This window comes from Pseudoalteromonas sp. UBA6610, from assembly GCF_002433295.1.
Lineage (GTDB): Bacteria > Pseudomonadota > Gammaproteobacteria > Enterobacterales > Alteromonadaceae > Pseudoalteromonas > Pseudoalteromonas atlantica.
The window spans coordinates 16,583-29,225 of the sequence record NZ_DJHW01000022.1 but is presented as its reverse complement, the minus strand read 5'-3'; the positions used below and the strand labels follow the sequence as shown (position 1 = coordinate 29,225).

Below are 12,643 nucleotides of genomic sequence, written 5' to 3'. Positions count from 1 at the left end.
TTCTTTATTTGTAAAATAGCGTTAGGGTATAAAGTTAAAGTAACGCGGCTTTAAGTGTTTGCGCATGCACTTTTTCACGCTTAACATATTTAATCCACTGCTTTGCTAAACGTTGTGATTTATCATGCTTTTGGGCTTGTTCAAACGCTAAAATAGACGCATCAAAATTTTGCATATTGTACTGTGCCATACCTAGCGCAACGTAAGCGTTTGATTCAAAATCAAGGCCGCCTTTATCAAGCGCCTTACGCGCAGCATCAGCCGCTTCTTCGTATTGCTCAGTGTTAACAAACACTTCTGCTAGGCGTTGATCGTACTTACCATGCTCTGATAGGTCAGCCGCTTTTGCAAAGTAGCTAATCGATTTTTCATCTTCTTTAGCTTGAATCATGGCCTCTGCAATAAAGGCATAGTTTTTCGCTGATTTTTCTACAATGCCTTTTTCTATCGCATCACTCATTGTTTTAGCTGCTTTGTATGCCAGGCCGTTATAAAGGTAAGTTTGCGATAACTGTCTTAAATCAGACTTGGTTTTTAAAAAGCCTTGTTGATACGCCGCTTCTATTACTGCTAGTTGCTCTTTCTCTTTGCCGGTTTCTCCGTACATACCAGCTAGCTGAACCCAATACTCTGGTTTATTGTAAAGTTTAACCATGCGCTCAAGCACTGCCACTACTTTATCTGTTTGATTAAGTGAGTAATACATAGCGCGCTGTAGTACCAGCCAGTTTTCTTTAGGGGTTTTACCTTCGCTGTCGCTAAGAGCAATAACTTGATTAATGTACTCAAGCCCCTTTGGGTATTCTTTTAACTGGTAGTAAGTTTGCGCTCTAAGTAAGTAATACCCTTCTGTAATAGGTTTGGTATTTATTTCATCCCACTTATCTAAAAACGCGATAACTTTTTTATACTCGCCGTTGGCCATTGCAAGCTGCGCTAGGCTAAACGTGGTACTTAAACGTAATGATTCAGGAATAGCCTCTTCGGCTACCACTTTTTCAAACGAGGCAATGGCTTTTGGTAAATCATTTTCGTTGTAATAAATAAAGCCATAAAAGTTATGCATCATCGCAATTTCGTACGAGTTCATACTTGAAGCTCGCTCTTGAATGCTATCAAGTGCTTCAAGGCCGCCTTTTACATCGCCATCGTCAGCGAGCTTTTGCGCACGAGCAAGCTGGCTATAAACCTTTTCGCGCAGTGCAGGTACACGCTTTGTTTTTTGTTCTTGCTCTGCATGGGCAGTTGCTACGTTTAGCCCCGGCACAAGGCTTAGTGTACTTGGCACAACAATACTTGCACTGATCGCGGCAGTGCAAAATAATGCCAGTTTTAAATTTTTAGCTGTAGGTAGTAATTTCATAATCGCCTCGCTATTTCATCCAATTAAGATAAGTTAACCATTAATTTGGAAAGATATTTTGTTTTGAACACCCGCCACTTCAACGGCTTCACCATTTACTACGCGCGGTTTATATTTAAATTTAAGTGCGGCATCCATCGCTGCTCTATCAAACAGTGACTCAGGGACCGCTTTTACTACTTGCGGGTCACGTACAGTACCTTGCTTAGTTACTGTAAATTCAACAATTACATAGCCTTCAATACCACGCGACAAAGCACGACGTGGATAAACTGGAGCTACTTTTACAATGGGTAGGTATTCACCATCACTTGTTTCAAGCGCTAAGCCACCCGCTAGGTCAACGTCGCTGCCTACATCCGCACCAAAATCAAAATTATTACTGGCCGCGTTTGCATCATTATTTTGCATTTGCGGCGACTCCATAGGCGGTGGTGGCTCTTTTGGTGTAGGTGGCTTTTGCGGTTTACGCTCTTTCTTTTGCACTGTTTCTTCTTTTTTCAAACGTACAAAGTCTAAAACGTTTCCTTTTACTGGCTCCGACATGGCACCTTCACCACCGGTGATCAGTGCCTGCATGCCTAAAAACAGCATAAAGGTCACTACACCCGCTACTATTAATGCTACTAAATATCGCAACATGGCTAACCCTTAAGACGCATCTTGTGCAGCAATTGAAACATCAAACGCACCTGCAGCACGCGACGCATCCATTACTTTAATTAACATATCAGTGGTGGCTTTTTTATCAGCTTGAATAACCACGCTCCCTTGTGGGTTTTCTGCTTTTAAGCGTTCGATATTGGCTTGCACTGCACGTACATCGATTTGACGTTTATTAATCCAAATCTCGCCTGTATCAGAAATAGCCACTAAAATATTAGCGCGTTCTTTTTTAACCGCTGTTGCGGCTTCTGGGCGGTTTACATCAATACCGGCTTCTTTAACAAACGAGGCGGTAACGATGAAGAAAATAAGCATGATAAATACAACGTCTAACATTGGGGTCATGTTAATTTCTTCTGCTTCGTCTTCTTGTAATAGGTTTCCTAACGGGGCTCTCATTTTTATTCTCCTAGGATGAGCGACTCTATAAGCCGCTTATCAAAATGTTACTTAATGGTCTAAAACCATGCTGTCTTCAAGTAGTTCAACTTCGCGCTTGGCTCTGCGCTGTAAGAACGTAGAGGCAAATACACCCGAAAGTGCACCAACCATACCTGCCATGGTTGGAATAGTTGCTTTAGAAACACCTGATGCCATAGAGCGCGCACTACCCGTACCGGTAATTGCCATTACATCAAATACTTCAATCATTCCCGTTACTGTGCCTAACAGCCCAAGTAGCGGACACAATGCAACCATTACATTTATCAGTGCTAAGTTGGTGTCTAAACGCATTGAAGCACGTGAAATCATCGCCTGGCGTATTTGCTCAGCATTCCAGCTATTGCGCTCTGCACGGTTTTTCCACTGCGCTTTTACGTTTTGCTTGTAACTACGAAAACCTTTGAAAAAATAAATAAATCGCTCGAGTATCAATAACCACATCGCGAAGATTAACACCCCGATGACCAAGAGGACTTGGCCACCAGTGTCGAGAAAATCACGGATAGCATTGATTGAGTCAATCAATAGCACCATGGTTTATGCTCCCTTCTCGCTTCGCTGTGCGATAATACCTGCGCTTTGCTCTTGAATAGTAAGCAAAATGTTTTTAGCGCGTGTATTAAGTAGGGTGTATAAAAATACCGTAGGAATTGCCACAACTAAGCCAAGCACCGTTGTTACCAATGCTTGCGAAATACCACCAGCCATTAGTTTAGGGTCACCTGTACCAAATAATGTAATTGCTTGGAAGGTGTTGATCATACCGGTTACTGTACCTAGTAAACCTAGCAGCGGCGCCACCACCGAGATGATTTTAATAAGCGTTAAATTACGCGTTACTTTTGGCATTTCACGTAAAATAGCTTCGCTTAATTTAAGCTCTAACGTGTCGTGGGCAACATCAGGGAACTGATCTTTTACTTTCATTACGCGGCCAAGTGGGTTGTCATCGCGTGCTACATCATCTTTAAGTTGACGACGAATTTTACCGCCCATAATCAGTAATGAGAAAAAACGTTCAAGTGAGATAAGTAAAGCAATAACACCTACACCTAAAATAACGTAACCGACTGTGCCACCTTGGTGTACGCGCTCTTCGGTATCTGGTGCTTGCACTAATAAACCTAAAATTGAGCCACCCGTTGGGTCAAGTGCAAACTGCACAATACCATTTTTTGCATTTTGTAACTCTTCTGCAGTTGCAGTAAAACGTGCTACAGGCTGGCGATTTAACTCGCTTAAGGTATTTGTTACTGGGTTAAATTCTAGGTATTTACCGTTAGAGATTAAGTTAAAAGCACCTACACGTACCACTTCTTGCTGTGCTTTTTCACCACCTTGTACAATTACATCGGTAGTAAAGCGGCTTACTTTACCTTGCTCTGTCATTTCGCGTTGTAACTCAAACCATACTTTTTCAATATCTTCGATAGAGGCAAGCTTTGAAGTAGAGCCCATTTTTTGTGCTAGCTCATCCATAAATGTGCTACGACCCGCAATTTCAGCTGATACCACAGAGGTAGCGAACTTATTGCTAGAATCACCAGCAACTTGCTGAAGCACACCAAATAGCTCTTTTAAAGAACCCATTCGTTTAGACAGTGTATCTGTTAAGTTAGCAAGTTTAATTTCGTTTTCTTCAAACTGTGTTTCTAAGCGCTCAGATTCAGCAAGCATTTGATTACGTTTTGCTTGTGTGTTGTTAAGCATTTGCACTTGTTCGTTTTGGCGCGCCATAAATTCTTGTTCGCGTTGCTTGTTTTGCGCGCTTTGAGCCGATTTGCCTTCTTCAAGTGTTTTTAATAGTGAGTCTAAGTCCATAGGCTCAGCTGCCACACTTGCGCCTGCAAAGCTTAGGCTTGCAGCAAAAAGGGCCATTTTTGTCATTTGAGTAAACAGTTTCATCTTCAACCTCTTATTCTGCTGCGTGTACTGGCAGAGTTAACATATCTGGGGCAAGTTGCTTACGTGCGATACGTAAACCTTTGTTGATTTGGCTAATTGTTGAGTCTGGTAAAGTAACAAACGACTTTGTTTCTTCATCCCAGCTACCAGCTTGCTTACCATCGCGTGTTAAATAAATAAGCTCTAAGCGGCCAATGCGTAAAAAGTCTACTTCACGCTCTTTACCGTCTACCGTTAGCAGTGAGGTGTAGGCTTCAATAGTGCGTCCGTAATCAACTTCTACTTGATATGCTTCTAATACGCGGCGGAATTTTTCGCTTGAGTTAATATCTGCACGGTCCATCATTGCGTTTAAAGAGCTAATACGCTTAGTGCGCTCTTCTTGCAAAAATGGCACATCAAGTGCTACAAATTGCTCAAGCCCTTCAATCATGCGCAGCATTAGTGGTGTGATCTGACGCTCAATAATAGAGACCTGATCCATTGAAAGGTTAAGTGACTCCATTTCTTCAATTTGGTTATTTAACTGTTTAGTTAATTGCGCGTTATAAACAGTTAAACCATCAATTTCTTTATTAAGGGTTTTAAACTGTTGAAGACGTCCTTGCATTGAATCAGCAATCTTGTCTATTTTTGTTTGTGATTGCGCAGCTGATTTATTTATTTCACTGCTTTTATCGATAACCTTTTCTAAATCATTGGCATGTACTGCAGCACTTGCTGCTACAATACCAGCTAAGATCAATGGTTTAACGCCTTTCATCGCATACACCTTTACTCGTTAATTAGCGGATTTGCTAGTTTGTTGTTTTAGCCTAAACTGACTTGTTTTAGGCTAAAGATTTTCAATGAGTGAAATTGTATAGATGAATAATGACAGGCATGTTGCGCAAAAAAGTCTATTTTGTTACAGCTGTAACATTTGCGTCTTATATCGAAGTGTTTATATGCAAAGCGTGTATTAAAGCAGCAAATACACGCATTTTGGCTAGTTGTTAAGCTAATAAAGCGTTAATTGTGTTTAGTGTTTGCTGGTGATCGGTGTAATTTATTTTAATTGCAATAGCTTTATTATCAGTTATTAATACTAACGAGGGAAAGCCTTGTATTGGCAAGCTTGCACTAAATGCTAACTCCTCATGTAATTTTTGATTCAAAGCCTCAGAGCAAAGTTCCTCGGTAAACTGTTGTTTACCTAGGCCTATTTTTTCAGCTAAGGTAATTAGAGTACTTTCATCAGATGGATTTTGAGCATGTAAATAATAAGCATGTTGAATTGCCTCTATCATTTGTGGCTCTTTATTATGAGCTCTGGCAATAATCGCCGCTCTGCAGGCTGGGTAAGTAGAGCGCCTTGGCTGACAAACCTGCCAAAAATCAAAATTAAACTGTGTGCCCAACATCGCACTAATTTTATGCCACGTGCTTTGGAGCATAGCGCGCATATTTTCTGGCATGGGCTCTTGGCTATCTGGAGCAAGCCCCCCTACTTTGTATTCTATAGTCAGCTGCGAAGCTAATGCGGCTTTTAGTTTTAACCACGTCGGTTTATATCCCCAGCACCAACTGCACATAGGGTCGTGTATATATATAAGTTTAGTTTGAGTCATAGTGTTCCTGTGTGATTTGATACAACTTTGTTACGCCCTTGCTCTTTAGCTAGGTACAGGTATTCGTCTGCTTGTTTAAGTGCACGGGTGTAATGATCCACATTATCAACCTGTGCCACACCAATACTACAGGTAATAAATACCCGTTTATTATCGCTGGTTAAAATAGCTTGTTTTGCGACACATTGTCTAAAATCATCGGCTAATTTTGTAGCCACTGGGGCTGTTTCTTTAGGTAAAATCACCACAAACTCTTCGCCTCCATAACGGGCTTTAACTGCGGAGTTTGGAAATTGTGAATCAAGTAATTTGGTAAATTCTATCAACACTGTATCGCCAAAATCATGACCATAGGTGTCGTTTAGTCGTTTAAAATAATCTAAATCAAGTAATAAAATAGAAAACGGCAGGTAGTTTTCGGGCGTTTTAGCGGCTAATTTTAAAAAGTGAGCGGTGATGAAACGCCTGTTCGCGCCACCCGTTAACTGATCTGTATAGGCATCTTGCGTTTGCGCAAGGGTTATATCAGCAATTGCCAGGTGACTTTTATGCCTGAAATATTCACCTATAAACGAAAAAATAAACACCAGTGTAAAAGAGGCTAAAAACCGAGACTTTTCAATACCGCCATAGTTAACTTGGCCAAAATCAGGCCCGTATAAAATAACACTGCAGCACAATAATAAGCCTAAGCCAAGCCTGCAGCCATGCTTTACACCTAAAGAGGCAAAACACACTACTGGGTAAAACATTAGCCAATAAAGCGCGGTATTTTCTTTTCCGCCTGTATACGTAAGGGCCACACACATAATAAACACTATACACATACTTATAAGTGCAACCATTTCGAGCTTGGCTGTTTTTATAAAATAAAAAGTGCCGCTAATAAGGGTAATATTAACCGCTATTAACGACGTGGTAAGAATAGGCGAATACACCGTGTAGTTAAACACCACCAACATAGAGATAACAATAATAGCAATGGCTATCATGGTGAATAGTGAAAATGCTTGGCGCTGTTTATCCGAGCTATACACCTTATCTATGTTAATAAGGCTTAACCAACTTTGTCCTGTAACCGATTTTTTTGGCATATTTTAAACTCTAAACTTTTGAACCATTTGCTCTAAATCACTAAATTGTTGTTTAAGTTTAGTACATTCATTGAGGGTGTTTTTTAAATTTTCTTGGCTTTGTACCGATAACTCACTCATGCTTGTAATGTCTGCGTCGAGCACTTTAACAAGGTCGTTTTGCTCAACAGTGGCATTGGCAACACTATGATTAGCAATGCTAATTTGTTTTATTGACTCTATTATTTGGCCCATTAACACGCTCACACCTTCAGCGTGCTCTACGCTTTTTTCACTGTCTTGAATGCTTGTTTTCATCAGTTCTACCGCTTGGTTTGAGCCTCTTTGTAATTGCCCTACGGTATCTTCAATCTCTTGGGTTGATTGCTGAGTTCGATGAGCTAACTGGCGTACCTCATCAGCCACAACAGCAAAACCGCGCCCAGCTTCGCCTGCTCTTGCAGCTTCAATTGCCGCATTTAAAGCAAGTAAGTTGGTTTGCTCGCTCACACCTTTAATCACCTCAAGCACTTGCCCAATACTAATTGTATGCGCGTTAAGGCTATTAATAGTGTGTTGCGCTTGTTCCATATTGGCTGATAACTGATGAATACTATTAACGCTGTGCAATAAGGTTTGCTGGTTTTGTGTTGAATGCTCATCTGCATTTTTAGCAATTACAGAAGCGTCACTGGCGTTATTAGCAATAGCCATAGCCGATTGTGAAAAATTATTAACCGCCATGGCCACACTATCAGTACGTTTTGTTTGGTCATGGTGCATGGCTAGTGAAGAATGTGTCTGCGACACCACGCTGGCTATTACGCTATCGAGTTGTTCAGTCGTTAATTTAACGTGTTCTATAGAGTGCTGAATTTTTTCAATAAAAATGTTAAACGAGTGACTAATTTGGCCAAACTCATCATTGTTTTCAACCTTTAAACGTTTGGTTAAATCGCCTTCGCCTTTTGCAATATCTTCTAGTGCATCATTTAGGCGCGCCATAGGTTGCATTAAGTAACGCAGTAAAAATTGCATAAACACAATAATGGCAACAATTCCCACTAACATGTAAATAAGCGCGTTAACACCAAAGCGAGACACCTCTGCATAGGCTTGGTTTTTATTAATAACGACACCTAAATACCAGTCAACATTATCTATGCCACGTATTTTAGTAAACGATATCAACTGCGGCTCACCCGCTATATCATATTGTGTAAATTCGCTATTAAGTGCGGTAGGTTGGCCAAATAATTCGGCGGTGTTTTTTAAATTAAGTTCGCTATTAGGGTGGCTCAGCACTTGGCCATTTTTATCTACTAAAAAAGCATACCCTAACCCTAAAAAATCAATATCGTTAATTATTTCAGTCACTGTGTGCATGTCTATATCTGCACCCGCTACGCCACTAAAGCGGCCATTGCTTTGAATGGGCACAACGGCAGATATAGTCAGCTCGTTGGTGGTTACATCAATATACGGGGTGGTAAATGCGGTATAGCTTTTATTTTCAACTAACTTATACCAAGGGCGCGAGGTGGCATCAAAATCAGAAGGTAACACAATGCTTTGATCGTTAAGTATAAATAAACCACTTGGTTTACCTATATACGTGTTTTTAAAGCCACCAGCGTATTTAGCAGTATTAAGCTGGGCAAGGGTTAACTGTTTTTGATCACTGTTTTTGTGAGTTTGTGCAATCGATTTTACTATGGTGAGTTTAGCGTTAAGCCAGCTTGCAATGTTTTGTGAGGTAGATTCTGAATTTTGCTTAAGGACTAAATCGAGCTGCTGTTGCGTTTGGTTTCGCATGGCGATGTAATTATTTATAGCAAATAAACCCAGTACAATAACCAGTACCATAGATGCTGCAATAGTCACTTTTGAGGTGAATTTAAGTGAGTTAAGCATGACTGCCCTTTTTTATTTTTTGTTATTAATTATATTTTTAGCAAAAATTTAAAGGTATGTCGTCGTTAATGAGGTAGATAAGCAGGTTATGTACTTAAAATAAGAATAAAGAACCACCTCTATTCACTATACAGTTGTAACACCACTGCTTTTTAAAAAACAAACCCGCATTTGGAACGTTCCTATAAAATAGTAATAAAAAAGCGACTGAATACGTATTCAGTCGCTCTTTCATCGGGGAGTATTTACCACTTTTTAGCTAAACGAACCACGTTTAAGCCATACCAAGCAATAAATACATAACATACTAGCGGAACAAAAAAGCTTTGCTGAATATTAACAACATCAGCAATGTAACCTTGTAATAAAGGCACCAAGGCACCCCCTACTATTGCCAAACACAACCAACCAGAGCCTTTACTGGTTAATGAGCCTAAGCGCTCTATCGCTACAGAAAATATAGTCGGGAACATAATTGAGTTAAATAAACCAATGGCCAATACCGCGTACAGGGCTACATTGCCTTGCGTAAATATAGTCACAAGTAATAAGGCAATTACCATACAGGCATTAAATGCCAATGCTTTAGATGGCGCTATTTTTTGTAGCGCAGCAGAGCCAATAAAGCGCCCAACCATTGCTCCGCCCCAATAGTAACTGATCAGTGCAGCAGCAGCGTGCTCTTCCAGCCCAGCTATATGTGCTTCGCCAAAAAAGTTAACTAAAAAACTACCTATAGCAACTTCACCACCGACATAACAAAATATAGCAAATACGCCCATTGTTAAATGAGGTGCCTGTGTTAGTGAACGAGTTTCATTAACCGGGTTATTTTCTTCTTTATGGCCTTCTATTTCAGGAAGTTTAATAAAGGCAAATACGATAGCAATAATAAGTAAGGCCGCTGCTAACATTAAATAAGGTACTTTTACAGATTCAGCAGAAGCAGCGCTTGCCGCTAATGTACCTGCGGTACCAAAAAACAGGATACCTCCAACATACGGGCCTACTGTTGTCCCTAAGGCATTAAGTGCTTGCGCTAAATTTAGCCTAGATGAGGCGGTTTTTTCTGGCCCTAAAGCAGCAACATACGGGTTCGCAGAAACCTGCAAAACAGTTACACCAGCAGCCAGTACAAATAAAGCACCTAAAAACAACCAGTATTCATGCACCACTACCGCAGGGTAGAACAACATACAGCCAATCGAGGCAACCACTAGGCCGGTTAGTATGCCTTTTTTATAACCTAATTGTTTAACCAAAATTCCAGCAGGAATAGAGACAATAAAATAGGCGCCAAAAAAGCAAAACTGTACGAGCATTGCTTCAAAGTAAGTTAGGTCAAAAACGCCTTTCAGACGAGGGATTAGTACGTCGTTTAAAACGGTAATAAAACCCCATAAAAAAAACAGTGTGGTCATTGCAGTCAGCGGTAACAGGTAATTTTTATTTTGTTGCTCTTTGACCGCAAATGATTGATTGGTATTTATTTCACTCACGTCATTTTCACTCCATTAACAAGTTGAAAATGATTTTACACGTTTGCGACACATTATAAGTACAAAATAATTGGAACGTTACAATTAATCACATTCATTTAATAAAGCCTGTTTCATCCTTTGGGTTTCGCCGCTATTTTTAAATTTATATAAAGCAGTATTAATATCTTCTAATACAGTGAGCCAGTTTGGTGTTTTTTTACTAATCGCAAAATATAAAGGGTTATATTGAATTGCCTTGCTTTCTGGTTCAATAGCACTAAGTAGGGTCTGTTTTTCGCTATCGGGTAAAGCGGCATATTTTACCGAGTAAAGTAACACAGCGGGGTCGCCTATAATTAAATCTACACGCTTTGCCGCAAGTAACTTTACCAGCTGTAAATCATCAACGGCATTAATGATGATAAATTCGTTGTTATCCATCATGGCATCAAACTCAGGGGTATTTTGATACCCTCTTACAACACCAATACGCGAGCCTTTAAGCGACTTTAAATTGCCATTAAACCTGTCGGGCTCGCCTTTGCGTTTTAAAAAACCGATATTGCCGCCCGAAAACGAATTTGAAAGGCCAAGTAATTTTCGACGAGTATGGTTTGGTACGTAATCAGAAGGGGCTGTATCTTCAATAAAGTACTCTGGCAATAAAATATCCGCTGTGCCTAGTTCAACGGCTCTGACAGCTCTAGCCCAGGGTACAAATTCAATATAAATATTATAGCCAGCACTGTTAAATGTAGATACCGCAAATTGGTATACCCACCCTTTGTTACAAAGTTTGTTCCCAATGTAAGGCGGCCAATCTTCGGTTACCACATGGATAGTGCCTTTACTGTTAGGCGCGCTAAATAGGTAACCCGATTTATAGCGCTCACCTATTACAGTGTGACGAGTATCATCTTGCATGTAGGTCACAGGAACCTCAGCAAAACAATAAGATGAAAAGAGTATGAGGATTAAAAATAAACGCATAATTAAATTTCATTTACAATATGTTCCTAAAGTGTAGAACTTAGTACATAAAGTAAAAGAAATTTTAATTAAAATTACAGCTGTGGCTGCTTAAGCTTTTACCCACTTCATTTTATTATTGGTATCACGAGAATTAATAATAGTTGAGTCGCTGCTCTCCACCCCGCCAAGTTTGGCTAAACGGTCGTAAAGTACCACATTGCAGGTGGCCGCAAGGTTCATACAACCAATTGTAGGTACGTAAACCACTTCATCGCACCATTTTAAAACTTCTTTTGATACTGAGCCGTCTTCTGGCCCAAATACATAAAATGCGTTTTCAGGGTGTTTAAAATCAGGTAACGCCGTGGCGCCTTCAATCAGCTCAATAACCACAACCTTTGCACCTTCAGGTTTTACACTGAGTAAGTTATCAGTGCCGGTAAGTGCAATACGCTCAACAACATTTTTAGTATCGGTATGAAACTTTTTAGCATTTAAGTAGCGACTACCGGTAAAAAATACTTGTTTAGCGTCATAGCAACCCGCGGCACGTAAAACGCCGCCAACATTTGTCGGGCTTTTTGGGTTAATTAAACCTATTACAGCCTTAAGCTCGCTCATTAGTCGCAATCCTTTGTTGGCCACTCAGCAATGTATAAATCAAAGTCATCCAGCTTTACGTCACAGTCTTTTACGGTTTTATCTTTAACAGAAATACCAAGCGCATGCATTTGGGTTTTGTCACCCTGATTTAATAGCGGATGCCAAGAGGCTAAACCTCGCCCCTCATGAAGACGGCGATAACTACAGCTTTGCGGCATAAAAAAGATATCTTTAAGGTTGGCTTTGGTTAGTTTAACGCAAGAAGGGACAAGCGTTTGGCGGTTTTCGTATTCGCTACAACCACAGGTATTGTTATCAAGGTATTGGCAAACAATGTTGGTGAAAATAAGCTCTTCGCCTTCACGTAGTTGGTCGGTGGCGGTAAATTCGTCTTCATCTTCACTGTCAATAAAGGTATTTAAACAGCATTTTCCGCAACCATCACAAATCGCTTCCCATTCGTTTTGGTTCATATCGGCTAAGCTTTTTTTAAGCCAAAACTGTGTATTTGCTAACTCTTGATCAAACATAATTTACTCGCGCCCCTAAAGAGCGCGCATTCTAACGTATTGCTACAGCGTGCGCAAAGCCCGTGCCTTTATTTGTACAGGC

Annotated in this window: 13 protein-coding genes; all 13 read right to left on the bottom strand. The window is 40.3% G+C overall.

The annotated features are described in order from the left end of the window. Positions 1–34 precede the first annotated feature (34 nt). The 13 genes from B4F91_RS03110 to B4F91_RS03050 all read right to left on the bottom strand — a co-directional run bounded on the left by B4F91_RS03110 (position 35) and on the right by B4F91_RS03050 (position 12,561). Positions 35–1,363: a CDC27 family protein gene (locus tag B4F91_RS03110; protein WP_286936866.1), complete on the bottom strand. Its 1,329-nt coding sequence runs from the start codon at positions 1,361–1,363 to the stop codon at positions 35–37. Positions 1,364–1,396: 33 nt separating this feature from the next. Next, positions 1,397–2,002, bottom strand: a complete 606-nt coding sequence (locus tag B4F91_RS03105) for an energy transducer TonB (RefSeq protein WP_029772986.1) — start codon at positions 2,000–2,002, stop codon at positions 1,397–1,399. A gap of 12 nt (positions 2,003–2,014) precedes the next feature. Next, entirely contained in the window at positions 2,015–2,428 is a 414-nt protein-coding gene (locus B4F91_RS03100; RefSeq protein ID WP_004586342.1) for an ExbD/TolR family protein, read from the bottom strand. A 51-nt stretch (positions 2,429–2,479) separates the two neighbouring features. After that, positions 2,480–3,007, bottom strand: a complete 528-nt coding sequence (locus B4F91_RS03095; RefSeq protein WP_029772985.1) for a MotA/TolQ/ExbB proton channel family protein — start codon at positions 3,005–3,007, stop codon at positions 2,480–2,482. 3 nt (positions 3,008–3,010) lie between these two features. Then, entirely contained in the window at positions 3,011–4,378 is a 1,368-nt protein-coding gene (locus tag B4F91_RS03090; RefSeq protein ID WP_024031703.1) for a MotA/TolQ/ExbB proton channel family protein, read from the bottom strand. 10 nt (positions 4,379–4,388) lie between these two features. Next, positions 4,389–5,141: a DUF3450 domain-containing protein gene (locus tag B4F91_RS03085; protein ID WP_004586345.1), complete on the bottom strand. Its 753-nt coding sequence runs from the start codon at positions 5,139–5,141 to the stop codon at positions 4,389–4,391. A gap of 232 nt (positions 5,142–5,373) precedes the next feature. Continuing rightward, on the bottom strand, positions 5,374–5,988 hold the full coding sequence (locus B4F91_RS03080) for a DsbA family protein (RefSeq protein WP_286936873.1): 615 nt from the start codon (positions 5,986–5,988) through the stop codon (positions 5,374–5,376). After that, on the bottom strand, positions 5,985–7,082 hold the full coding sequence (locus B4F91_RS03075) for a GGDEF domain-containing protein (RefSeq protein WP_286936875.1): 1,098 nt from the start codon (positions 7,080–7,082) through the stop codon (positions 5,985–5,987). Before B4F91_RS03075 ends, B4F91_RS03080 begins: the two co-directional genes overlap by 4 nt. Positions 7,083–7,085: 3 nt before the next feature. Further along, on the bottom strand, positions 7,086–8,975 hold the full coding sequence (locus B4F91_RS03070; RefSeq protein ID WP_288635370.1) for a methyl-accepting chemotaxis protein: 1,890 nt from the start codon (positions 8,973–8,975) through the stop codon (positions 7,086–7,088). Between the two features lie 245 nt (positions 8,976–9,220). Next, positions 9,221–10,474 (bottom strand): sugar MFS transporter, encoded by a 1,254-nt coding sequence (locus B4F91_RS03065; protein WP_004586349.1) that lies wholly within the window; start codon positions 10,472–10,474, stop codon positions 9,221–9,223. Between the two features lie 84 nt (positions 10,475–10,558). Next, complete coding sequence (locus B4F91_RS03060; protein WP_286938413.1) at positions 10,559–11,446, bottom strand: substrate-binding periplasmic protein; 888 nt, start codon at positions 11,444–11,446, stop codon at positions 10,559–10,561. A 90-nt stretch (positions 11,447–11,536) separates the two neighbouring features. Next, positions 11,537–12,049, bottom strand: a complete 513-nt coding sequence (locus tag B4F91_RS03055) for an RNA methyltransferase (protein ID WP_286938416.1) — start codon at positions 12,047–12,049, stop codon at positions 11,537–11,539. Then, positions 12,049–12,561, bottom strand: coding sequence for a YcgN family cysteine cluster protein (locus B4F91_RS03050; RefSeq protein ID WP_024031710.1), 513 nt, complete (start codon positions 12,559–12,561; stop codon positions 12,049–12,051). Before B4F91_RS03050 ends, B4F91_RS03055 begins: the two co-directional genes overlap by 1 nt. Between the last annotated feature and the right edge of the window lie 82 nt (positions 12,562–12,643).